The organism is Microbulbifer jejuensis (assembly GCF_047289955.1).
In the GTDB taxonomy this organism is placed as follows: domain Bacteria; phylum Pseudomonadota; class Gammaproteobacteria; order Pseudomonadales; family Cellvibrionaceae; genus Microbulbifer.
In genome coordinates, this window is the sequence record NZ_JBLBUB010000009.1 from 38,286 (window position 1) to 62,235 (window position 23,950).

Consider the following 23,950-nt stretch of genomic DNA (forward strand, 5'->3'; position numbering starts at 1 on the left):
CAAGAGAGCGCGTTTTGCTATCAGCTATTTTCCAACAAAGGCTCGCGGTTTGTTTCGACAATGCGGTAACCAACCCTGTGCACTGTGATAATCACCTGCTGCTCTTGTTTATGTTTCAGCTTGGTCCGCAAGCGGCTGATGATGACATCCAGACTGCGGGTCGAGCCAATTTCACCATCGGTCCGCAGGATGTTGAGCAGACGATCGCGCGGTACGACTTTACCGGATGCCCGGGTTAATGCCGCCAACACACGATACTCCCCGTCACTCAAGGCTACACTGGTTCCATCCGCGTAGCGGATAGATCGTGCCCCAAAATCCAGGCTGGCATGATTGAATTGGTAGTATCCGCTCTCTTCAGTCAAAAGCAGGCGATCTCTGCGTTTTAAAGCCTTGATCCGTGCTGAAAGTTCCGGCAGCTCAAAGGGTTTGGGTAGATAATCGTCTGCCCCCATTTCCAAGCCAACCACGCGGTCCACGGGGGTAGACTTTTTCGAGATCATGATGATACCAACCCTGGGATTGGACCGCCGGAACGTATCGATCAGTGCGAGTCCGTCGCAATCCGGTAGCAGAATATCCAACAATACGATGTCGGGCTTGCGTGAGAAAAAGATTTGCCGGGCTTCTTCACCAGTGCCCACGGCATCGACCTGATGTTCCTGGCTGTTGAGATACTCAACAATCAACGAGCGGTTCACCGGCTCATCCTCAACCAATAATATCCGCATGATCACGCTTCTCAATGTCGTCGCCGGGGATATCGATCACATAATCCCGCAAACTTTGGATGGTAGTCTGGTATAGCTCCGAAAGCTCAACCGCAGCCTGTCGCGCTTGCAATTCGCTCATGGTGGTGGCTTCAGCCTCAATTCGATCGCAAGCAAGATGCAGGGCTTTCAGCCCCAGCATGGCCGCCACGCCAGCGAGACGATGAGCGCTGTGCGTTATCGCCTTTGGCCTGTTTTGGCTCAGGGCTTCGACCAAAGCAACATGATAGGTGGCACTGTGTTGCTCAAACTCTTCCAATACCGCTCTAAAGGTCGACGGTGGCAGGGCGCGACAGTGGCCGTCAAGTTGGGCCTGATCGACCAAGGGTACTACATCTGCCACGTTGGGGAGTTGTTCGCTCTGTGTAACAGCAACACAAGGTTCAGCCTCGGCCACCATGATATCCAGATCCACTAGGATCTCCAAGAGTTGTGTCAACTCGAAAGGTTTGGGCAGGAAAGCCTGGCAACCAGCCTGTAGACTCGCCTCTCGGTCGGCTGCAAAGCTGGAGGCACTGATCATAACAACGGGTGCCTGGAGTCCTCTCCCTCTCAAAATGGCCACCGTCTCCAAACCATCCAACCCGGGCATGCGCTGATCCATGATGATCAGATCCGGCGGATGATTGTCCACCCGCTCCAGGCAGCGCTCGCTGCTCTCAGCCTGATCCACCAGAATTCCCAATGGGCTGAGCAACTCTACCAATAAGGTGCGATTGGGTTTGACGTCGTCCACCACGAGGATTCTGGGGACCTTGCCAGTAGCGGGGGCAACCGGGGTAGAGCGGTTAATATTCTGGTGCTGTGCTTCCAGCTGGACGGGAATACTGAATCGGAAGGTACTCCCCTCGCCGACCCGGCTCTTCACATCGAGTGTTCCCCCCATTATCTCTACCAGCCGATGACTGATACTCAAGCCCAATCCCAAGCCCTCTTCCACCCCGCCTTGAGTGTGTACTTGATGGAATCGCTCGAAGATCCTCTCAGATTCATCGGCGGCAACCCCCGGCCCTGTATCGGTAACCGAAAGGGTAAGCAGGCCATCGCTATAGGTTACCTCCAGCGACACGCCGCCGTGGTCGGTGAACTTTATCGCATTTCCCAGCAGATTGATCAGCACCTGGCGCAGCAGGCGAATATCGCAAACGAGCGCTGCAGGCAGGGTGGTTGGTATCACCAGATTGAGGGAGAGCTTCTTGTTATCAGCGCGCAACTGAAACAGGCGGATTAAATCTGGAAACAGCTGCTTGGGCTCCCATGCCGTCAATTGCAGCTCCACGCGGCCGTTTTCGATGCGTACCAGGTCGAGAAGGTCATTGATCAGTACCAGCAGATGTTCCCCCCCCTCTTGAATCGCCTTGACATGGCGTTGGTAACGCGGTTGCAGATCGGGTGCGGCGGTCAACAATTGCGAAAAACCGAGAATGGCATTCAATGGAGTACGCAGTTCGTGACTTAGGTTGGCTAGGAAGACACTCTTAGCCTGGTTTGCCGCTTCAGCCGTCTCCCGTGCAGTTTGCAGCTGTTCTGCCCGCTGCCGGCTTTGCTCCAGGGTACGGCGCAAAGTGTCGATCATCTTCCATACGGTGTAGGCGGCGATGCCCGCGAGTATGCTTAGGTTATAGGCGCTCAGCACCCAGGTGCTCGGTTGCTGGATGAAAGTCTCAAAGTCGATGGGGAAGCTCCACCCCCAACCAACCACAGCGACGCCGACCGCCCCAATGGTCAGTGCTGTTAGCACAATGAGAAAAAGCCCCACCTGCACCGGCAACAACAACATGGCTATCATGGTGATCAGAATGAGTACACTTTTGGCGTCAGTTTGCGGGCCTGATAGAAAGAAGCCAATAGCTGAAGCTAACCACCACAGGCCCACGAAGAGGCTCGCCCGGGCAAGGTAAGGGATGCGTTTTCGATAGAAAATCAACAGTAAAAAGAAGCAGTATAAGACGAGCCTGACGGTGTTGTTGGGGGTCCACCCGACTTCATAGGTGCGGACGCTCATAATCACCATACCCGGAATGTAGCAGACAGCCATGACCAACATCAGTCGATCAAGCAGGTGCGTCCGAGTTTGGTTAAAGTTTTGTTGGAGAGTTATAGTGATGAAAGAGTGCCAGGTGTCCTGTAGAAACCGGGGAGTACGCTACTACAGAACCAACCTAATAGAAAGACTGAATGACTTGAGCCTTTTACACCGCTGTCGTATTGAGACTACTGTATTCTAATACGGCACTGCACCGCGTTAACACCAAAGAGTATCAAGACCAGCTACACCGGAAGGCCCAGCGCCAGAGTGAAGCTTATCGAGAATTTACCAGTCTAGAACCGGAACTATTCCCATCTCCATCATGGGCCTCTCGCGTAAACAAAAGGTCGTGCTGGAGCGGGACTTTGTGACCGAGTTACTGGAGATCGACGGCAAAAAATACCAGTATAAACAGGTGGAAGGTAGTTTTACCCAGCCCAACGGTGAGATCTGCCGCGCGATGATTCAGTGGGCCAAAAATGCCTGTGGTAATAGCGTTAGCGACCTACTGGAACTGTATTGTGGTAATGGCAACCTCAGCATTCCCTTGAGCGAAAACTTCCAGAAAGTATTGGCCACCGAAATATCTAAAGTCTCAGTGAATTCCGCCCAGGAAAATATTCGCATAAACAGTGTCCTCAACCTCAATATTGTGCGTCTATCAAGCGAAGAGTTTACACAGGCCATAGACAAGGTTCGCCCCTTTCGCCGTCTCGCAGATATCGATCTGGACAGCTATAACTTTGATACCGTACTGGTGGACCCTCCACGCGCTGGCCTGGATAAGGATACCTGTGCAATGGTGGCCCGTTTCCCACAAATCCTTTATATTTCCTGTAACCCGGAAACTCAACTGGAGAACCTAGAGCTGCTAAGCCAAACACACCGCATCAAGCGCTTTGCTCTGTTCGACCAATTCCCCTACACTGACCATACTGAAACCGGCCTTCTACTGGTGCGCAAGTAGCCATCTCTTTCATTAAAATTCAGTCTTTACCTTCAACCCTCGGCACACATGCTGCGGTCTGATAATCGGGCACCCTCTGACAAAAGGTAAGCCAGGCGCAGAGCAGTCGCCGGCTTGGGGGCCGTGGTTGAGGCGGCATCCATCTGTTCCAGCATCGACAAGACGTGCGTCTGGCCTAAGGCTCGGGCATCCTCACGCAGTCGATTCGAAATCCTGGCACCACTCAGGCTGGCCAAAACCGCCTCAGTCATACGTTCGAAGAATAAGCTTAATGGGTGCATTGCCCCCAGCGTACTTACAGATCGGGGCACTGCGCGCGCCTTGAACCGTTCCATCACACCACGCAAACCGCTGAGTTCCGGAAGCCGCTCGAATTGTAGCGAGCGCCAGCCGCCGTCCTGGCCCGAAAGGTATAGCGCGATCACCCGCCCGCTGCCCCCGTTGCTCTGCGGGGAAAGCGCTACCAGCCCCGCAACAACCCGCCCCAATACCGAGGTGATGGCATCCATGCCAGAGGCTGTATCCGGGGGCAAATCCAATACAATGTCTTGCTCTTGTGCATCCTGCCAGGTCCAGACCAGGCGCTGCTGAAGCGGATCAAAGCTGGGCACTTCGATCGTGTGAGGCTTCAGGATTGTGAACATCTCCCCAGCCCGCTGGCGCAAACCGCGCCCCAGGTCCTCGCCGATGCGCTCCGGTAATTGGCCCCAGTCCCCGACCACGGCACCCGTTATTTCCAGCCGATCAAGGGAAACCTCCCCCGGCCCGAACACCGCCTGTTGGGTCAACCCAAAATTGCCGTCAGGGGCGCAGGCGGCGTCCTCCAACAGGATCTCTTTCCCGGCCATTCTTGCAGGTGAAGCCAGCGACCAGAGTGGCAAACCCCAAGCGTCTTGGGGCCGAAACCGCAAATCTGTCCCGGCGCCCCGCGCCTCGACTGCGCGATGTGTCCGCCCCGTTTCGAGATTTAGGAATACGTTTGTCAAACCTCGCGCACCGGAGGCTGTGCGCCAATGCTCGGCGCCAAGAAAGGCGAGCCGCCGCCTCCCCGAGGGCGAGAAGTGACGCGCCAAAACGCCGATCAATGCCGGGTCTGATGGAGTGACCCGCAACGCTTCGGTTAAGGCAAAGGTTCGCGCCATGGCGTAGAACAAATCCACCGGTTTTTCCTCGGCACGGCGCAACCGTTCGGGGTCCAATCGCTGCGACAGTGCGCGCAGCTCAGCCGACAAACGCGGCACAGCTTCTGCACGGGTAGAGATCGCCAGTGAGAACAATCGATCCCGCGCCAGCGCCACCGTGCCCGAAGACAGTGCCTGCGCTGCCTGGGCTAATGCCTGCACAGCGGCTTCCAACACCTCAACACTGACGGCCTTAGCCTCATCAATCACCCGCTCCGGCAAAGCCTGGCCCTTATTGCGCAGCAGTATGAGTGCCGCTGCCGCGATGGCGCGCTTTTTTCGCGCGGCATTCGGCCCTTTATAGAGGGCTTTGTTCAAGGCCAACCCGGCGGGAAAGGTGACAACCTCATGGGTTTCCACAAAACTGACCAGAGTACTGGAATCAGCAGCAATGCTGACAGGGGCATCGGTCATCGCCAGGGCGTGGGACCAGTCTTTACCGGCAAATTTTTCCACGCCTTCGAGGGTGAGGATCGCGGCTGGCGGGAGAAGCTCAGTTGGCGCTGCCGGTGCTGCTTCGCGGAGATGTAAAACCGCGGCGGCAATATGGCGGCACAATCCCACCGCAGGGCAAGCACAGCGCGCGGCAGCCAGTTCCTTGCCATCCAGCGTCAGCGTTACGCCATCCACATCAACGCTGGCGGTATTCCCGTCTAGCTGTTGAATGGAAACCTTGCCTGCGGCCACCTCCCTGCGGGCCCGGATCACCGCACCCTTGGACAAAACCGCCACAAGCGCCGCTTCGTCATAAGCGGCCACTAAATTCGCAAGCGCGCTCACTTCACCACCTCTGCCAGCCAGTCGGCGAAATTTTCCGGCGTCATAGCGCCAACCTGCATCCCCAGTGCCGCCAGTTGTTCAGCGATATGGCGGTTAAAATCCGCCCGCCCACTCTCATCCAGTGCCGCAATGCCCAACATCCGAACACGCGCCTCATTCAGTCGCGCAACACTGGCGAGCAAGGGCCTGGGCCCCGCACCTTCATAGAAATCCGACACCAGGGCCAGTATCGTGCGGCTCGGTTGCTCAAGCAAAGTTTCACAATAGCTGAGCGCTTTGCCGATATCGGTCCCCCCCCCAAGCTGCACCGATAGCAGCAGTGCAAGCGGGTCATCCAGCTGGTGCGTGACATCGACAACCGAGGTATCAAAAAGCACCATCTTGACCTTGATCCCCGGCAGGCCAGTCAAAACCGCGGCCATCAGGGCTGAGAAGATCAGGCTCTCTGTCATTGAGCCGGACTGGTCAACGCACAGCACAATGGTCCAATCCAGGTGCCGCTTTTGACGGCTCATAAACACCAGCTGGTCAGCGAGCAAGCGTTTGCGCTCGCCGTCCCAGGTCTCAAGATTGGCCCGCACCGTGGCGCGCGCATCGAAATTTGCCGAGGCCTGCATGGGCGAGCGCTGGTGCCTGTTACGCCGTCCACTCATCGCGCGCACCACCTTGGCCCGCAGCCGCTGCAAAATCTCGTCAATAATTTTTTTGGCCACACGCCGCAGCTCGGCCTGCATGGCGGGGTCGGCGCGGTCCTGGTAGGTTAACAGTGTGCGCAACAAGCTGGCGTCCGGCGCCAGATGCGCCCAAACCTGTGGGTCTTTGAGCAAATCCGCCAATTGATAGCGCTCTATTGCCTCAGTTTGCAGCACCTCAAACACCGTATTGGGAAATAAGTCTCTCACCTCCGCCAGCCAATCCAGCGCGTGCAGCTGCGTCGGTTCCAGCGAGCCTGCGCCGCCGCCCACGCTGGCGGGTTTGATACCGCGCTGCTGATATTCCCGCGAATAGAGGTAATCCAACGCGGCGTCCCGCCGCCTGTCCGCGCTGGAGAGACAGTCGCCAAACCGCTGCTGGGCGTATTTTCCCAGAAGCAACCGCCACTTCTCCTGTGGACTGCGCATCAGTTGCACTGCCAATGGGTGAGTCCATCGGCCTCCAGCAGAGCGCCCATGGCGCTGTCAATCATTAATGCACGGGTGGTCTCTGCTTCACTAAAACGACTTGTCGCGCCTGTCATACTGCCCGGCTGCACCCCCAATAGTGTCGCCAGTTCCTCTGCGAGACGGTCGGTTTCATGAGGATTCAGTTGTGTCAAACAGTGTCTGAGCGCGGGGAGTGCGGCAATAAAAGCCTCCTCGTCCAGGCTCGTAATCGCTGCATTTGCCGCCTCCAGTACCCGCTGGTTTTGCCAAAGCAACATCGGCGCGGTCATCAACAGGCCCCTCAACACCGCCACCCGCTCTTCAGCGGCGCCGCCAATCCCAAGCAGGGCGCCTTGCAACCGCGTTGCCAACACTTCCGGTGCGCGCAGACCCGCGCGCACCAGCAACCCCGCCACCGCCCCCGCAAGCATTGCCCGGCAGCCCTGTTGTTCTAAAAGCTGTGCCAAAGCATTGCTGAATCGATCCCCATCCAAGCGTTGGGCATGGGGCCCGCGCAGTACACTCGCGACAGTCTCAAGTGCCTTTATCCGCGCTGGCAGTGCCTCTTCCGGTGTCTGTGACAAGTCATCCACCAGATACACTATGCGCTCAAACGCCGCACCCAGCAGCCCGGAAAGATCCGGCAGTTCCTGGTCAAATAACGGGTCGCCGGGAATGCTAACCGCCTGCAGTTTAAAAAGGATCTGCACCAGCCCATCAAAGTCCGCCGAGACCGTGACGGCTTCCTGCAGTTCGGCCCTCAGGCCAACCAGTCCCGAACCCAGCCCGGCACTCAGACCCAGTAATAACAATGCCAGATGCGCGCCCAGATCATTGCCCCGGCCAGCCTCATACAGGGCCGCGCGTCGCTCGGCCAAATGGTTTGCCGCCGCCTCAGGCACAGTCGCCCCAAGTCGTGCCGCGTCGATCAGCGCCCCTTCAACGAACGGTGACCAGCCCACGACCCACTCCTCAAACAACAGGTCGATGCGGTTACCGGTGACGAAATCAGGGCCGGTTTTCAGATCGGCAAAACCCGCGTTTAACAGCCCCATCTGGTGAAAGAACCGGGATGCCCTGCTGTGCGCCGCCTTGCGCCGGATATCCAGTTTTTTAGTCCGTTTCACACTGTCCGATATATTCACCCGCGCGCCTTCGGCCCTCGCCCTGGCGTCTGCAACAATGGGGGGCTGGCCGGCCGATTGCGGCGCTTGTCCCAGCTTGGTGCCTCGAAGATAGTGATGAAGACGCTCCGAAAAGGGCTCTCCCGGACCGAATGCCGTTTTCACCAGCGCGCTGCGCATGCCGTCGAACAGATCCGGCAAAAGCACCGCGTGGCGGCCTTTTAAATGCGCCAGACCTTCAGCCATAGCGAGCATTTCAACCAACTGCGGCAGGGCTACCCGGCGTTTTTCCCGGGCCATCAAACCGGCAAACCCGGTGCCTACTTCCAGGGCATGGGCGGACCAATCCGGCGGGCCTCCCGCCGCGCAGGCCGCCTGCCACAAGCCCGCATACCAGCCCGGATAGCGCAACCCGGCGCTGTAGCCCGACAGGGCATCCAGGGCCTCCTCACCATAACTGATCAGGTAGCTTTCCACCTCCGGTGCTTTGCAGGGGGTTTCCTCTCCCTTCTCTATCAAAGCCGGGGTGTGAAATCCGCCCGTCAACACCAGGATTCGCTTGCCCTCGGCCAGGGCGATATGGGCACGCATCTCGGCCTCGCGCGGCAGGGTGTCGTCGCTGGTGATAAGCTCCGGCGCTGTCGTTTTACGCAGGGCCAGGCAATAGGCGTAGACATCGGCGAAGAAGCCGCGCCAGTCGCGCTGCCCCAGACGCGTTTCAAACAGGTGGTCCCACAACTCGGCCCCATCGCGCAGGCCGAGCTTGGTGCAAGTGGCGCGAATAAATGTAGCGCTGTCAAAAGGCGCTTCTGACTGAAATACAGGCGCCTCCGCTTCCCCTTCAAGCCGGGTGCCTGCGGGCAGGTCTATAAACCGTATCTCAGCCCCGATTTGTTTGGCATGGGTAATCGCCACAAACTCGGGGGAGTGCTCCGAGAATGGGAAATAACGCACCGCCCGCGCCTCTTGCCCGTTGCGAGCCCCCAGAGTGGCAATCGCGACCGGTGGTATCGTATCCGGGGCGGTTAAATGCGGTAGATGACAGGCCAGATCGCACGGGGCCTCAATCAGGATCACCTCGGGCCGGCAGTCGTCGAGCATGGCCCGCAACATCCAGGCGCACGCGGGCGAGTGGTGCCGGATAGGTGCAAAAAAACAGTTGCCACCGCGTGTGTCAAACAGTGCCGCCTCAGCCTCGGCGCGGGTAATGAGCGGAGTATCAGCCACAGGTTTAATCACCTATTTCAATACGCGCCAGGGCTTGTTGGGCGGCATGAAAGAAATCCCTCCACACCGTGGATTTATTGGCTCTGTCGCGGGCCACTAAATCGATGTAGCTGCGCAATTTACGCGCATCTTCCACCACATCTTTGAACACGACGCCTGGCAACTGCCGGGCTATGTGCCCACCTGCCACCGTACCGCCATCCAGATAGGTGGCGTCCAGCGTGGCCGCATGGGCAAGGTTCACGATTTCAGCGGTGGACATCACCGCCTTGGGCGAAGCCACCATGGTGCCATCCTCCAGTCTGCCCAGACGCAGATCGCGAAAGACGGTCACCAGTAAGTCCAGCACGTCGCTGTCTGGCAGTGTGGCCTGGGGATGTTCAGCCATTCGTTCTTTGAGTTGCCGCGCGACCAGTGCCTTTTCATATCCGGCGTCGGCAATGGGGTGCACGGTCTCAAAATTGAATCGCCGTTTTAGAGCCGAGGACATATCGTGCACACCGCGATCCCGCAGGTTCGCAGTGCCAATCACGTTGAAGCCGGGCTTTGCCCGCAGCTCATATTCACTGCCCAACTCGGGCACGGTGATGGTCTTTTCCGACATCAGCGAAATCAGCACGTCCTGCACCTCGGGTGCGCAGCGGGTTAACTCCTCCACGCGCACAATATGGCCTGCCTGCATCGCCGAGAGTACCGGCGAGGGCACCATCGCCCCGGGGCTCGGCCCCTCGGCCAGCAGCAGTGCGTAGTTCCAGCCATAGCGCAAATGATCCTCGATAATTCCGGCCGAGCCCTGGATCACCGCTGTTGAGCGCCCCGAAATCGCCGCTGCCAGCAGTTCCGACAGCAGCGATTTCGCCGTCCCCGGTTCCCCCACCAGCATCAGCCCCTGACGGCCCATCAGCGATACGATGCAGCGATCCACAAGGGCGTCATCGTTTACAAATTTGGCGTCGATACCCAGCGCCTTGTCGCCAATAATAAAACGGCGCACGGCGCGCGGCGTGCGCTGCCAACCGTCAGGCCGGGGCCCGCTATCGTCAGTGGCCAGCGCTGCCAGCTGATCGGCATAAACAGTCTCTGCAGCCGGGCGCAGGACGGCTTTTGTGTGGTCACTCATGAATACAGGCCCTTTTGCTCCCATTCGGCATCAAAGGCCCCGTAGGCAGCAATCTCGTGTAGATCATTCCAAACTTCTGACAGTAGCAGTGGCGGTACCTGGCCCAGTTGCAGTGCAGAATTAACGTAATTATCCCCGTCACGGATAAATTGCATATCGATAATCGCCACGGGGATATTTTCCTCGGGCACATAGCTGCCGGTGAAATGAAGCTGTGCGGTAATGCCCAGGTTGCGAAATGCCTTTTGGTAGGTGTCGAACGATGCCGCATCCTCAACCGGGCCGCGGTCATAGCCGAGTTTTGTGGCCGCCGAGCGCAGACGCAGCGCTTCCATCAGCCAGCCTTTGCGGTCCGTCAGTTCGGTCCCACTCTTTTGTGCTTCACTCAGCACCTGCAGCGAGCGCGATATCTGGGGAAATAAGGGGGTGATCTCAAAGTCCTCCAGATGCTGCGCCCAAGCAGCCCTTAACGGCTCGTCGATCAGGGCACTGTGCATCAGGTCCACTGTCACCACCCCCGTCAGGTCTGCATCTTCACCCTCAGCATCAAAAAAGTCCCCCTCGGGCGTCGGCCGGAAGCTGGTTTTCATCTCGCCGGCATCATCCAGCCCGCGCCAAATGGCCCGCTCGGTCAGGCGATTGAGGATCGGGTGGGTATTCAGGTCATTGCGCCAGGCATCAATCGGCCAGTTGCGGCTTCCCAGCATCCCGTCATAAAGCCGCGCAGCTTGTTGGCTGGTCACGGTTTTGATGGTCTTTTTGGCCTGGCTAAGCATCTTCTTGGCCTCTTTGGTCTGGGCGTCCTTGCCTGCCGGCAGGCCCTTGACCTCGCGCCCATCGGGGTTGAAAACTTGCACTTTTAAACTGGAATCGAGTTGCGCGGTATAGCGCTTGCCACTGTCACCCACTGCCAAGGTCATGGTGCCGTCTTGTTCAAACCCGCCGGAGGGCACCGAGCGGTCGGCCAGCTCATCCTCACTCCAGCCGCGCGCCTCCGCCAGCTTAAGGACACAGTCCTGGGCAAATTCCTGAATGCTGCGTTGCTTAAAGCGGGTTGAGACCGCCACCAGCAACTGCACCGCCTCAGGTGATCCGGATTTCAGCAGTACCTCCAGCAAAGCTTTGGCCTGGGATAGCCGCGCGCCGTGGTCTTTAAGATAAGCCGCAATCATCGCCCCAAGTTTTACTGGCGGCGCGCGATGGGCCAGTGCCAGGATGCCTTTGCTGGCAGCGGCCTTGGAACCAACCTCGGTATCACAGGCGATCCAGTGGCTCAGCAACCATTCTGCAAACAACGCCACATCGCCCTGGTTCATCTGATCCAAATACAAATCAAACAGTGGGCTGCCTCCGGGGGCTTTCAGCTTAAGAGCCAGCCGCAACCACGCATCCATAAGCACCGGTGGCACCGGCTTGCCGTCCGCCCAGGTGAGCGCCGGCGCCTGGGATTGCACCAGCCAGTCCAATTTACCCAGGGGCAATTTGGCAACCAGCTTTTCGGCTTCGGCCAGCAGCGCTTCCCGCCCCAGATACGGTGCTGTGTCGCCTCCAAGCCGGACAATGGCGGAAATCATTTCGGCGCGGGCAAAGTCAGACTTTTCGGTCTTCAGCCGCCTGGCCAACCCCGGCACAGCAGTTTTTGTGCCACGGCCAGCCAGGAACCGCGCGGCGTTGCCCCGAATTGTCTGGCGCTTGTCAACCAGCGTCGCAATCAGGGTTTCGTCCACGTCGGGCGCATCTTTAAGCAGCTCTTGGGCCATCTCACGCACAGAGCGACTTTCGCCAATGGCGGCAAACAAAATATTTTGAAGTAAAGATTTCGGAAGTTTGGGAAGCTGTTTTAAAAGCGCCAAAGCCTTTTCATTTTGGTAGGCATTCGTATTCACCGGTGGCAAAAAGCTGGCGATCAACTCCAGATGCTCGGCAAATAACAACCAGGCGCCGTGTATTCCAGCCGTTGATGTGGCCCAGGACAGGCCATAAGAAGTGTCCGCACAGTAACTCTCAATCAAACCTGCCGGCGACAATTCCACAATCTCGGCCCGGTGATTTTTGATAACAACATTCAACGCAGCGGCTTCTTTAACCAGGTGGCGTAGATCGAACACACCTTCTGCCATGGCTTCAGTAAGCCAGGCTGCCCGATCGCGATGCGGAGGCCAACCGGAGCCGCGAAAGACCGCAGTGAAATCCTGGTCATAAGCGAAGCATATTCTGAGCGCCCGCAGAGAGGGTATTCTGCCCAGTGCGGACTGCAACCAATCGGCGAAAAGCCGCAGGTCCATAAAATGCGTCGGCAAATCCTGCGGGCTGTTCGGCCCATGGGGTTTGAGGGGGATCTTTCCCGTAAACAAATCAAACACGACCTGCGCCCGTTTCAGGTGAGTGGGCTTCTCTATCCAGGTCCTCTCGCCACGCTCCCGATACCGTTTCAACTTGGTGTCATAATCTTCCTGCTCACGCTGTTTCAGCTCTGCCAGATCCTCGGCCGTCAGCACTGGCGCACCATCATCTGTCAGTTCAAGCATAGGTGGAATGTCCACCCTGGTGCCATCGACAGCCAGGTAAGCCCCTTTGTCCAAATCCAGATTTTCATGAGCCGGCGCAATCGCCACCATCTGGTCAATGAGCGCCAAAACACTTTGTGTTTTTTCCTCTTCTCGATGTTTTTTTAACACCGCAAGCGCACTTTCACCACCGAGGCTACCCAACACTTGCACCATCGTCTTGCGCACAGCAGCTTTACTGCTGGTCAACCCATCTGTGGCCATGCTCTGCACCAAATCCGGGTCATGCCTGGCCAAAGCCACCCGTGCTGCCTCGCGCAGCCTGGCTGAGCCCGCAGCCATTTGCCTAAAGAGAAAATCCAGATAGGCAGGATTGGTGGCCGACGTATAGTTGAGTAGCTTTGGCATAGCACTCACACGCTTGGAAGTGTCTATCAACATGAACCCTTCAATAACCCCGGCGGGATCACCTTCCATCAAATACTGCTCCAGCAATACATCTTGGCAAGTAATATTCAGATGGCCAAAGGCAATGGCAACCACCAGGTGTGCCGGACACCCGCCAAGCTGATGCGTGGCCGCAACCAGGTCCTTGTGTGTGGTTGACTCAATCGCGTTGCTGCCTGGCTGAAAGTCTTGGTTAAACCGACCAATTATTTCCACAACCAGCGGGGGTATCTTTGCGTCCTCAAAGCCATAAACATAATATTTCCCCTTGGACTCACAGCCCCAATACAGGGCTTCAATATACCGTGCCAAACCCTCCGGATTACCAGGAAACTGAAACAAAAGAGTATTTTCTTGCTTGCTCCTGGCATAGCACGCACTGTAATCACCTGAAGACAGAGTCCGCACAATCTTATCAACCGCGGGTTCATTCGCCTGCAAGGTTGCCAGAACAGTCCGGCCCTCCCCTGTCTCGATATAGGTGGCCAGTTTACCCGACAAGCCCTTTTCAATTTGATCCAAATGGGAAAATATAGCGGCAAAGGGCGAGGAGTTACCTGTGTTTCGCCCAAGCAAACGCGACAATAGACTGGGGGAACCAGGTTTGTTCATGCTTCAATCTCCAATGTGATCTAGAAGTGTTGCGGTTTCGCCGTAACTGAAAAAAATGTTATATCTGCATCCGAGTACCTAGGGGGTCAAGCCAATTTTTAGTGGTCTTAACTGTCCTGACGGCATCTGGATAGAGGCAAAAACAAGTTGGGGGATAAGGACTGACAAGTGATACCTTCGAATACATCGGTATTGCATTTCTGCCCCAGGTTGTTTGGGCATATTTTGACCTGATTGCTTAGATTCAGCCTGGGGGTGAACGGATTCACAGTGCCTATTATGCCCATAGTGGTGCGGGAAAATGCCGCTTGACAAGCGCCAATTACAGCGTGCAACAAAGCACTGTTTCGGTATCATATTCTTCGATGCACTGAGTCAAACTGATGCCCCTCTGAGGCTGTGCCCTGTTGCGGGCCATGGCAGATTACTTTATGGGTCTACCAAAACTGTATTTATATACAGATTTCTATCCCTTGGCAAGAATGGTAACCAGATAGCAGCATACTTGAAGTGCATTGAAGCTTGGCTATTTCGGGGTAATCCAGAATGGGTAAATGCCCACCCCCCTCAATCGCGCCCCATTCGCCAGGAAAAACGCCTGGTGCAGCAGCATGTTGTTAGTCCATGACGGAGGCTAGACGTGCACATAGCCACTCTGACTTAGCAGTAAAATGAAGCCGACAACCGTACCCGACACACAGCATACGGCGTATTCACTGGATGCAATTGTTCAACCACCCCGGCAATCCAGCAACCGAAAATAGAACCTAAGGATTACAAACGATATGCCATGCTCCTGGAGCAGCCCTGAACAATTGATTGCCAGGCTAGAACAGTAGCCAGAATTTTGTCCAGCCGCAAAAAATAAACCAAGCCGGAATACTCTATTCCAGTCAACCACCAGGCACTGTCAAACTACAATTATTGTATATTTTAAAAAGCAGGGAGGAAGCCTAGACTCTTCCCAGGACCTATAGATAGGAATGCTAATGACGCGTGTACTGCGGCGTATGCAGGGCGGGCCGGTGTGCGCAAATGCTCTCGATAATGAAAATTGCCCGATGGGCCAGTCATCATTTCACCTCATGTACACTCTACCGCAGTATCCTTTACATACTCTGCATTCAATACATTTTTATTCAAATCACATCGAGGCGGTCAAGCCCTCTCGGAAACTTTGTTAGAAGCGTAGAATGCGTTCCTGATTGAGTATGCATTTTCGGTATAGAAGGTCTTACGTCTTTGCCGATCATGCATCATACAGCAGCTTCCGGCAATCCTGGCATTTAAGCCCACTTTGCAAATGCCCTTTTGAGCCCCCTCCCCGGTAAGACCCCATTCGAGTGGCGCAACACCCATTTCCTGACCTGCTCCCCTGCCAATTCCCCCCTAAACTAGGGCATGGCAACTGAGAACGGGTTCATGGGTACAGCTGGAGGCGGAGAAAATCGCGATAACGAACAGGCGAAGCTGGGGAGGCACCTCACCTTACTAACGGCCCTACCGCCGGCATTGCTAGCACTATTGCTTCTACTCTATATGCCGGATATCGCGGCTGGCCGGACAATCTCTTTCGGCTTTGTCTGGATAGCAGACCTGGGCATCGCTTTTCGCTTTTATATCGATGCCCTGAGCCTGCTTTTTGCCCTTCTGATCAGTGCAATTGGTGCCTTCGTGGCCATCTACGCGGTGGCGTTTTTACACGGACACCCACAATTGCGTCGTTTCTTTTTATATCTCTACTTATTCATTGTTGGGATGCTGGGCTTAGTGCTGGCTGGCGACCTTATTACTCTCTTTGTCTTTTGGGAAGTCACCTCTGTCGCCAGCTACCTGTTGATCGGTTTTAACCATACCAGTGCTGTTGCGCGCCGGTCAGCCTTGCAGGCATTACTGGTGACCAGTTTGGGCGGACTCTGCCTGTTGGTGGGATTGCTACTGCTCGGCTCAGTGGCGGGTAGCTATGAAATGACGCAGGTATTGGCTTCTGGAGAAGCCGTCCGGGCCAGTCCGCTGTATTTCGCCATCCTGATACTCCTATTAATCGGCGCCTTCTCCAAATCCGCTCAGTTACCGTTTCACTTTTGGCTGCCCAATGCGATGGCGGCCCCTACACCGGTGAGTGCCTATCTGCATTCGGCTACCATGGTAAAGGCGGGCATATACCTTTTGGCACGCCTGCACCCGGTGATGGGGCAAACCGATATCTGGGAATGGACCTTAACCTGCACAGGGGCCGCTACAGCCACGGTGGCGGCGGTTGCTGCTTTGCGACAGACCGACCTAAAACTCGCCCTGGCCTACACCACTGTCATCGCCCTTGGTACCTTGACGATGTTTCTGGGCTCAGACGCCACCATAGTGATCGCCGCGGCGATCACTTTCCTATTTGTACACTCCCTGTACAAAGCTGCCTTGTTTATGGTGGTGGGGATTATCGATAAACAGGCGGGCACACGGGATATCAATAAACTGGGCGGTCTTGGCCAGTCGATGCAGATCACTTTTGTTATCGCCCTGGCAGCGGCTCTGTCGATGGCGGGTTTCCCCCCCTTTCTCGGATTTATCGGCAAGGAACTGAAATATGAAGGTGCCCTGGCCGTGGCATCCGAACCTGCACTGGTTGCCACGGCGGCAATATTTGCCAATGCTGTCACGGTGACGGTTGCCGGTATGGTGGCTCTCAAACCTTTTTTAGGCCGACCGAATCATGTTTACCCCAATGTACAGGAGGCACCCGCCGGGTTGTGGATAAGCCCACTGATACTCGGTGGCTTAGGGCTGACCTTTGGTCTGGTCCCAGAGCTGGTTAACGATGAGCTGATCACACCCGCAGTGACCGCAATTCTCGGTACTTCTGAAACCATCGAGTTGAAACTCTGGCATGGCCTCAATATTCCCCTGCTCATGAGCATTCTGACATTTGGACTGGGTACCGCCATGTATTTGGGGTTGTCCAGGCTGCGCAATTGGCTGAGTTGGGATTTCAGCCACGCCCCGACAAATGCCGATCAGCTTTGGGATAAATCCCTGGAAAAATTGCGGCTTATTGCCGCTCTACAAACCAATCTTTTACAAGATGGCGTTATGCGCCATTACCTGACTGTCATTTTTTTCACCATATCCCTCGTCCTCACTTATGCGCTCATACGCACCGGGCAGTATTCCCTGGTGTTCGAATGGCCACACCTGAACCTGAAGGAGTGGGCGGCCATACTGTTGACGGTGGGAGGCGCTTTGATGGCAGGGGCCGCACGCAAGCCGCTGATTGCCATCTGCGCCCTTGGGGCTCTCGGTGTGGGCATTGCCCTGATTTATCTGTTTTTTGGTGCACCGGATGTGGCCATTACCCAGCTGCTTGTAGAGACTTTATTTTTAGTATTGGTGGCGGCCATACTGCCGCGCCTGCCGGTGTTCAGTCCTGGGCGCAAAATTCGTTTTCGTTCGCGGGATGCAGCTCTGGGTGCCCTGCTCGGCCTGCTGGTAACCCTCACTATCCTGGTGGTATTGCAAACACCCTTTGACAGCCCTGCCAGCAATTTTTTTAAAGAGGCTTCCGTGCCCCAAGCCCATGGCCGCAATATCGTAAACGTCATATTGGTGGATTTCCGTGCACTGGATACTTTCGGTGAAATTATTGTTGTATTCACCGCGGCTATAGCCGCAGTCACCTTGCTGGGTCATCGATTACGGCGAGGGAAGCAGTGAACTCCCTGGTACTTCAAAGCGCAACCCGGGTGCTAGTGGCATTGCTTCTGGTATTTTCGGTGTACATGCTGCTGCGGGGGCACAATCATCCCGGTGGCGGTTTTATCGCGGGTCTCATCGCCGCATCGGCATTCGCACTCTTCGCCATGGCCTGGGGCATGGAGGCTGCACAAAGCGCATTGCGAATCCCTCCCGGTAACCTGGCGGCAACGGGTGTATTGATAGCGGCGTTTTCCGGTGTACTGGCTGTTTTTTTCGAAGGTGCTCCTTTTTCTGGCCAATGGTTACAATTGACAGGTCATAAAAATACTGGCGGTATCAGTATCAGCAATGTGCTGATTTTTGACATTGGTGTTTATCTGGTGGTGTTTGGCTCAGTACTGACACTGATTTTTGCTCTGGAAGAGGTCAAATGATTTGGAAGGCCCACTCGCAATTGTGGTTGGTATTCTGATAGCTACCGGGGTTTATCTGATGCTGGCGCGGGATTTACTACACTACCTGTTTGGCCTGGTGATGATCAGCAATGCCGCCAATCTGGCTATTTTTATTACAGGCAGGTTGACCCGAGCTTCGCCGGCGCTGATTCCCGAGGGACTGGAGGTAGCGCCTATGCCCGTGGCCAACCCCTTACCGCAAGCCTTGATCCTCACTGCGATTGTTATCGGATTCGGCCTGCTCGCGTTCACCCTGGCACTTATTGCACAGGCCTATAAAGTACTGGGGACACTGGATGTGGACACCATGCGCATTGCAGAACCAAGGAGAATAAAAAGGAAAGCATCCCCTTGAGCTGGTTACTCGCTCTGCCTTTTTTAATCCCCATAGGGACAGCGCTCGCCACTTTCTCTGCGCGCGCTCGACACCATCTCTGCGGTGTACTGTCGGTACTGGGATGCACAATACTGCTCATTGTCGCAGTCACAATTATTTTAGTGGTGGAACAAAATGGGCCTATAGCAGCACAAATGGGGGACTGGGAAGCGCCCTTCGGTATTACTTTGGTGGCAGACCGCCTGAGCGCCATCATGCTATTGATCAGTGCCATCGTAGGGCTCTGTGTCTCGCTGTTTGCACTTTCGGATATCGATAAAAACAGGGTAACGCTCGGATTTCATAGCTTTTTTCAGTTGCTGCTGGCAGGTGTTTGTGGCAGCTTTGTTACCGGCGACCTGTTTAATCTGTATGTCTGGTTCGAGGTGATGCTGATTGCCTCTTTCGCGTTACTGGTGCTGGGGGGGGAGCGCATACAGCTGGATGGCGGCATCAAATATGTGGCGCTGAATCTGATCTCCACACTGTTGATGCTGACTTCCATTGGCCTGATATACGGGCTGACCGGCACACTGAATATGGCGCAGCTACATATTTCACTCGCGGCTGTGAATAATCCGGTAGCCGTTTCAGCGCTGGCAGTTCTTTTTATTGCCGCTTTTGGTATCAAGGCGGCGATATTCCCCCTGTTTTTCTGGTTGCCTGCCTCCTACCATACCCCGCCTGTGGCCGTTACTGCGGTTTTTGCCGGGCTTCTCACCAAGGTCGGGGTCTATACATTGATTCGCACCTTTACCCTGATCTTTCCCAATGATCCGGGGTTTACCCACAATATTCTGCTGGGTACGGCACTGCTCACTATGCTCACCGGGGTTTTGGGGGCCGCGGCGCAGTACGAATTCCGTAAAATTCTCGCTTTTCATATTATCAGTCAAATCGGTTTTCTGGTTTTGGGGCTGGCACTCAACTCCCCATTAGCCCTGGCTGGATCGGTTTTTTATATTGTGCACAACATCGTCGCGAAGACGAATCTGTTTCTGATCAGCGGTACCGTTCAGCGCCTCAGTGGCAGTTTTGAATTGAGTGAAATCGGTGGAATCTACAAGGCCAGCCCATTACTATCCATCTTTTTCTTTATCGCTGCGTTCAGCCTCTCGGGTTTCCCGCCCCTATCCGGCTTCTGGGCCAAACTACTATTATTGAAGGCCAGTCTCGATCAGACCGCTTACCTGGTTGCTGCAGTGATTTTAATTACCGGGGTACTCACTCTGTATTCCATGAGTAAAATCTGGGCAGAGGCATTTTGGAAGCCTGACCCTACAGGGGATTGCAGCGATCTGTATACGCTATCCTTGCCAGAACGGCTACAGTGCTTATTGCCGGTGGCCTTTCTCGCGCTGGTTACTCTCGGCCTTGGCTTGCTGCCAGAGCCACTTATCAATTATGCGCTGGCGACTGCGAGTGAATTGCTTGAACCCAAGGATTACCTGGATGCTGTATTGAAGCCGGAATCCATCCAATCTATGGGAAACCGCTGAGTATGCGTATATTTCTACTTAATCTTTTACTCGCAATCAGCTGGGCTGCCCTCACCGGCAACGCGACCCTGGTTAATTTGTCATTTGGTTTTCTTCTCGGCTACCTGGCGCTGCGGATATCCCCAGAGCTGCCCGGAGGCAGTATATATTTTAAACGCTTGCAAAACTTTTCCCGCCTCTGCATATTTTTTTTACAAGAGCTTGTCCTCTCAAGTCTGCGCGCTGCCTGGGAGGTTTTCTCGCCAATACTAAAAAGTCGTCCGATCATTGTACGAATTCCGCTGGAAATTCATGAACGCAACCAGATTTTTGTACTGATTAATTTAATTTCACTGACACCGGGCACTATGGTACTGGATATAGCTCCGGACAACTCAGCACTCATTGTGCACACCATGTTTGTGGATAATCCAGACCGTTTTCGCCAGGAAATTCGCCTCGGCTTTGAAAGACGTGTCAGGGAGGCCATCTCCTGATGCCGATAACCACCGTCGACATTCACTCCTCAATTATAATGCTGGCGATCAACATATCTTCCCTGATGCTGTTATTGGCCCTGGTAATGTGTTTTCTGCGTATCGCCCTGGGGCCCACACTGGCAGATCGGGTTGTTGCCCTGGATGTCCTCAATATTCTCGCTGTGGCTTATTGTGCACTTTTGGCCATCGCCTCGGGACAACCCGTATACCTGGACGCGGCCATTGCGCTGGCCCTGGTGGCTTTTTTGGTCAGTGTGGCCTTTGCCCGATTTATCGAAAAAAGCGGCAAAAAGCTCTAACCTAAAGAGGAAGGAGGTAAAAGTGGTTTTAGATGAATTATTTATCGCAGCGCTGATATTAATAGGCAGTTTCTTTGGATTCAGTGCTGCCCTGGGCCTGTTGCGTATGCCGGATTTCTATACCCGCATGAGCACCTCCGGTAAAGCCGCTACCCTCTGCTGCGGCTTACTCCTGGCCGGGGTTGCCACTCTGTTTCAGGACACCCAGGTAACAGCGCGCGCTGTGGCAGCCATCTTATTTTTACTGCTCACGGTTCCCATAGGGGTACATATGATCGCCCGCGCAGCTTTCCGAGTTGGCACTCCCATGTGGCGCGGTAGTTTTGCCAAACCTCGATTTAAAAATCCAAAAAAAGAACTCCTGTAACCGCACCGATATTTCAACAAAAGCAATCGAATGCATTATGAGACATCCAGTTTCATTCTGGATTAACAATAAACCGAGAACCACTCCCAGGACACACTGTGAATACATCCTTGTACGCTCGCAATCGGCATCCATGCCTCATACGATCCTGGGAGAGGGGTATTCTTCCCTCCTGCTTTACTAGTCAGGGACAAGAACTGAGGCACCTGTAGTTTTACGGGCTTCAAGGTCAGCATGGGCTTTTACAGCCTCTTTTAGGGGATAGCGCTGATTGATCTGGACTTTGACAATACCATTGGCTACAGCCGTAAATAAATCCTCCACCGTCTTTTCAAGTTCCCAACGTTCTGCTGTGTAATCAAACAAGGTGGGTCGGGTCGCAAACAGGGACCCCTTCTGAGATAACAGACTCATGCTGAAATCTGCAATAGGTCCCGAAGACTGGCCAAATGAACACCATAAACCGCGCGGGCGAATACAATCGAGCGATGCCGGAAATGTATCCTTACCGACACTATCATACACAACATCACAGCCACGCCCATGGGTAATTTCACAAACCCGCGCAACCCAGTCCTCCTCCCGGTAGTTAATCACATACTCATAGCCATTGGCGCGTGCCAGATCCATTTTTTCTGTGGAGCCTACGGTTCCGATTACCCTGGCCCCCAGAGCCCTGGCCCATTGCCCAACAATCAGCCCAACCCCGCCCGCCGCTGCATGGCACAGCAATGTCGTCTCTGCAGTGACCTTATAGGTTTCACGCAGCAGATATCTTGCAGTCATACCTTTCAGCATTAAGGCTGCGGCCTGCTCATCGCTTACACTTTCAGGGATTCTAACAAGCACACTGGCAGGAATATTGCGCTCCTCGCTGTATGCCCCCAAAGAGCCAGCGTAAGCCACGCGGTCTCCCACAGAAAAATTACTGACTGCCTCACCCAGTGCGATTATGACACCCGCGCCCTCACTGCCGGGAATAAAGGGCAAACCCTCTGGTGCGGGATAGAGACCGGATCGATAGTAAGTGTCAATGAAATTAATACCGATCGCATTGTGACGTATCCGTACTTCGTGCACTTGCAGCTCTGGCAGGTCGATATCCACGGGTGTAAGAACGGATGGTTTACCCGTTTTTTCAACCTGAATTGCATGAACCATTGACCCTCTCCCAATAGACAACTGTGGATAGTGTTTATTGACGAAACCCTATCTGTTAGGTACAAACTGGAGTGTAAAACACTCTGTGTGATTGATTGGCACTCAGTAATAGATTAGCCTGCCGGCTAATTCAAAAAATTTTCATTATTATCAATCATCCCAGGTTTACTGCCGTCATTGATGATAACGCCTTCCCCGATCGATACGCTCAAACCGACAAGATTCACAACCAGGCATTAATCTATTCCCGCAAATAAAGAACAGCTATTAGAAAATAGACCCTGATTGATCTATTCAAGTTTAAAGAAAACGATACAACGTTGGCTTTGCCATCCGTAACCGGGTTTCAATGTTGCGAAAGCCGACAATCTTGAGAGTATTGGTCCGAAATCTGGCACCACACCAATTGACTGATGCCCCAAACGGCTTTCGCCAACGTGCGCTATGCAGCTCGGGGGCAACCCCCCGAGTTTTTCGCTATGCGGTTAACTGTTTGACGATGTCATCGTTATTGCAAACAGGCTGCTCCAATTGTCCGAATAGGATAATTCGATACGAAGGCACCTAATTCAAATTTTTACTTATGGCTATCATTTTTCACTTGAGGCTGCCCCCCGAATCCCTAACCACGCTTCACACAGCGCCATTCGACTCAGACCCTACAATCGCCTTCATCGCAGTAAGTAAGTTCCAGTCAAGCCTGCCCCATCTCTGATGTGATTTATAGCTGGCGAACGCAGACGGAAAATCAACCTGCCAGCTGAGTATATTCATCCCACAACATACACCGGCTTTCACCTACGGCAGGATGATAACAGCTGTAGTCACAAAACATTTCCAACGCAGGCAAGCCGGTCGCTTCCAGAAATTGCCATACCATGCCCTGTCCCATTTTGAGAAAACCCTGAAAGGTCTGCCGCTTTAATTGGAAAACGTCTTCCATCATTTGCAGGTCGCCCTCCGATATATTGCTGGCTCGTTCAATACTTTGCCAGTCATCATTCGGGTCGACGGCACATAGATCGCCCCAGGGCTTATCGGAAAACAATAACGTATACTTGTTACCATTCGTGTTGAAGGAGATCCACCAGAGATCCGAGTGTTCGTGAATCATCAGGTCAATCGAATGCGTAATATTTTCCAGCAAACCGGTATCGCATGCCTTTTTGGTAACAAGAATCAGCCATCTTTGCTGGTGGGGCAAATCTTGCCATCGATTAACGATATCATCACTTTTTGCCAATGGGTGGGCGGGGTCGGATAGCAGGATGCTGGTCGCTCCCAGCTTGTCAAGTTCGGCGCGCAACGCACCAATGTTGTCTGTATGTATAGCGGTGTAAACGGTGTATTCGGACATAAGAATTAACGGCTTTTGTTGGTGACGAGAAAAGTACTTTTCGGAAGCCTTGGAATCTTTGGCCTTCACCTTTTTATTTTAAAATGCTTCCCTGGAAAATACCAACTTAGGGCTCCAAAGATTTTCCAGCAGAAGATTGCCATTTGTTTTACTCAATAACTAAAATTGATCAAGATGCCTCTTCTTGAAGTTTGTATTCTGTTAGCCAATTTTCTGGAGATTGGTTATGATCGGCCCTCTTGCTAATCAGAAAAAGCCTATCGCGCAGAAATTCTGGGCTCCGGGCTTAAGAAGTTGCTGATTCAATTATCTGCTTCAGTGTGCGCCTTACTACCGGGTGGGAAGGAAAGAATACCCCTCT

17 protein-coding genes are annotated in these 23,950 nt (G+C 54.4%); 8 read left to right on the plus strand and 9 right to left on the minus strand.

Annotated features, from left to right (window positions below; translation table 11 throughout):
* Positions 1–20 precede the first annotated feature (20 nt).
* Positions 21–731, minus strand: coding sequence for a response regulator transcription factor (locus tag ACL7TT_RS07520; RefSeq protein ID WP_413394389.1), 711 nt, complete (start codon positions 729–731; stop codon positions 21–23).
* Positions 712–2,808: an ATP-binding protein gene (locus ACL7TT_RS07525; RefSeq protein ID WP_413394391.1), complete on the minus strand. Its 2,097-nt coding sequence runs from the start codon at positions 2,806–2,808 to the stop codon at positions 712–714. Before ACL7TT_RS07525 ends, ACL7TT_RS07520 begins: the two co-directional genes overlap by 20 nt.
* Before the next feature lie 304 nt (positions 2,809–3,112).
* Here ACL7TT_RS07525 and trmA point away from each other — a divergent pair, with 304 nt between their 5' ends.
* Positions 3,113–3,766, plus strand: a complete 654-nt coding sequence (gene trmA, locus ACL7TT_RS07530; protein WP_459564487.1) for a tRNA (uridine(54)-C5)-methyltransferase TrmA — start codon at positions 3,113–3,115, stop codon at positions 3,764–3,766.
* Positions 3,767–3,798: 32 nt separating this feature from the next.
* Here the strand turns inward: trmA and ACL7TT_RS07535 are convergent, their stop codons facing one another.
* Genes ACL7TT_RS07535 through ACL7TT_RS07555 form a run of 5 tightly spaced genes read right to left on the minus strand, consistent with a single transcriptional unit; the run spans position 3,799 to position 13,906 of the window.
* A complete protein-coding gene (locus ACL7TT_RS07535) occupies positions 3,799–5,727 on the minus strand; it encodes a hypothetical protein (RefSeq protein ID WP_413394395.1) in 1,929 nt (642 codons plus the stop codon).
* Complete coding sequence (locus ACL7TT_RS07540) at positions 5,724–6,848, minus strand: VWA domain-containing protein (RefSeq protein ID WP_299942547.1); 1,125 nt, start codon at positions 6,846–6,848, stop codon at positions 5,724–5,726. Before ACL7TT_RS07540 ends, ACL7TT_RS07535 begins: the two co-directional genes overlap by 4 nt.
* Complete coding sequence (locus tag ACL7TT_RS07545) at positions 6,848–9,220, minus strand: DUF5682 family protein (RefSeq protein WP_413394397.1); 2,373 nt, start codon at positions 9,218–9,220, stop codon at positions 6,848–6,850. Before ACL7TT_RS07545 ends, ACL7TT_RS07540 begins: the two co-directional genes overlap by 1 nt.
* Positions 9,221–9,224: 4 nt before the next feature.
* The gene (locus ACL7TT_RS07550) at positions 9,225–10,340 is read right to left on the minus strand and encodes an ATP-binding protein (protein ID WP_413394398.1); all 1,116 of its coding nucleotides are present in this window, start codon (positions 10,338–10,340) and stop codon (positions 9,225–9,227) included.
* Complete coding sequence (locus ACL7TT_RS07555) at positions 10,337–13,906, minus strand: DUF4132 domain-containing protein (protein WP_413394400.1); 3,570 nt, start codon at positions 13,904–13,906, stop codon at positions 10,337–10,339. The genes ACL7TT_RS07550 and ACL7TT_RS07555 overlap by 4 nt, the downstream gene beginning before the upstream one ends.
* 1,422 nt (positions 13,907–15,328) lie before the next feature.
* On the opposite strand from ACL7TT_RS07555, the gene mbhE reads away from it, so the two are divergent.
* Genes mbhE through mnhG form a run of 7 tightly spaced genes read left to right on the plus strand, consistent with a single transcriptional unit; the run spans position 15,329 to position 21,071 of the window.
* Positions 15,329–17,614 carry a hydrogen gas-evolving membrane-bound hydrogenase subunit E gene (gene mbhE, locus ACL7TT_RS07560; RefSeq protein ID WP_413394402.1) on the plus strand — a complete coding sequence of 762 codons (2,286 nt, stop codon included), beginning with the start codon at positions 15,329–15,331 and terminating at the stop codon, positions 17,612–17,614.
* Positions 17,611–18,030 (plus strand): Na+/H+ antiporter subunit B, encoded by a 420-nt coding sequence (locus ACL7TT_RS07565; RefSeq protein WP_299942557.1) that lies wholly within the window; start codon positions 17,611–17,613, stop codon positions 18,028–18,030. Before mbhE ends, ACL7TT_RS07565 begins: the two co-directional genes overlap by 4 nt.
* Before the next feature lies 1 nt (position 18,031).
* On the plus strand, positions 18,032–18,406 hold the full coding sequence (locus tag ACL7TT_RS07570; RefSeq protein WP_413394405.1) for a Na+/H+ antiporter subunit C: 375 nt from the start codon (positions 18,032–18,034) through the stop codon (positions 18,404–18,406).
* The gene (locus tag ACL7TT_RS07575; protein WP_413394406.1) at positions 18,403–19,926 is read left to right on the plus strand and encodes a Na+/H+ antiporter subunit D; all 1,524 of its coding nucleotides are present in this window, start codon (positions 18,403–18,405) and stop codon (positions 19,924–19,926) included. Before ACL7TT_RS07570 ends, ACL7TT_RS07575 begins: the two co-directional genes overlap by 4 nt.
* A 2-nt stretch (positions 19,927–19,928) precedes the next feature.
* Positions 19,929–20,402: a Na+/H+ antiporter subunit E gene (locus tag ACL7TT_RS07580; RefSeq protein ID WP_299942563.1), complete on the plus strand. Its 474-nt coding sequence runs from the start codon at positions 19,929–19,931 to the stop codon at positions 20,400–20,402.
* On the plus strand, positions 20,402–20,704 hold the full coding sequence (locus tag ACL7TT_RS07585) for a monovalent cation/H+ antiporter complex subunit F (protein ID WP_413394408.1): 303 nt from the start codon (positions 20,402–20,404) through the stop codon (positions 20,702–20,704). The genes ACL7TT_RS07580 and ACL7TT_RS07585 overlap by 1 nt, the downstream gene beginning before the upstream one ends.
* A 22-nt stretch (positions 20,705–20,726) precedes the next feature.
* Entirely contained in the window at positions 20,727–21,071 is a 345-nt protein-coding gene (mnhG, locus tag ACL7TT_RS07590) for a monovalent cation/H(+) antiporter subunit G (protein ID WP_413394410.1), read from the plus strand.
* Between the two features lie 180 nt (positions 21,072–21,251).
* Here mnhG and ACL7TT_RS07595 read toward each other — a convergent pair whose 3' ends face one another.
* Together ACL7TT_RS07595 and ACL7TT_RS07600 are read right to left on the minus strand one after the other, a co-directional pair.
* The gene (locus ACL7TT_RS07595) at positions 21,252–22,232 is read right to left on the minus strand and encodes a quinone oxidoreductase family protein (protein WP_299942569.1); all 981 of its coding nucleotides are present in this window, start codon (positions 22,230–22,232) and stop codon (positions 21,252–21,254) included.
* A 748-nt stretch (positions 22,233–22,980) separates the two neighbouring features.
* Entirely contained in the window at positions 22,981–23,658 is a 678-nt protein-coding gene (locus ACL7TT_RS07600) for a hypothetical protein (RefSeq protein ID WP_299942571.1), read from the minus strand.
* Positions 23,659–23,950: the final 292 nt, after the last annotated feature.

Excerpts from the sequence above, each read along its gene's own strand:
- ACL7TT_RS07520 (WP_413394389.1), bottom strand. The coding sequence starts at position 731 with ATGCGGATATTATTGGTTGAGGATGAGCCGGTGAACCGCTCGTTGATT.
- ACL7TT_RS07525 (WP_413394391.1), bottom strand. The coding sequence starts at position 2,808 with ATGGCTGTCTGCTACATTCCGGGTATGGTGATTATGAGCGTCCGCACC.
- ACL7TT_RS07540 (WP_299942547.1), bottom strand. The coding sequence starts at position 6,848 with ATGCGCAGTCCACAGGAGAAGTGGCGGTTGCTTCTGGGAAAATACGCC.
- ACL7TT_RS07550 (WP_413394398.1), bottom strand. The coding sequence starts at position 10,340 with ATGAGTGACCACACAAAAGCCGTCCTGCGCCCGGCTGCAGAGACTGTT.
- ACL7TT_RS07555 (WP_413394400.1), bottom strand. The coding sequence starts at position 13,906 with ATGAACAAACCTGGTTCCCCCAGTCTATTGTCGCGTTTGCTTGGGCGA.
- mbhE (WP_413394402.1), top strand. The coding sequence starts at position 15,329 with ATGGGTACAGCTGGAGGCGGAGAAAATCGCGATAACGAACAGGCGAAG.
- ACL7TT_RS07580 (WP_299942563.1), top strand. The coding sequence starts at position 19,929 with ATGCGTATATTTCTACTTAATCTTTTACTCGCAATCAGCTGGGCTGCC.
- ACL7TT_RS07585 (WP_413394408.1), top strand. The coding sequence starts at position 20,402 with ATGCCGATAACCACCGTCGACATTCACTCCTCAATTATAATGCTGGCG.
- ACL7TT_RS07595 (WP_299942569.1), bottom strand. The coding sequence starts at position 22,232 with ATGGTTCATGCAATTCAGGTTGAAAAAACGGGTAAACCATCCGTTCTT.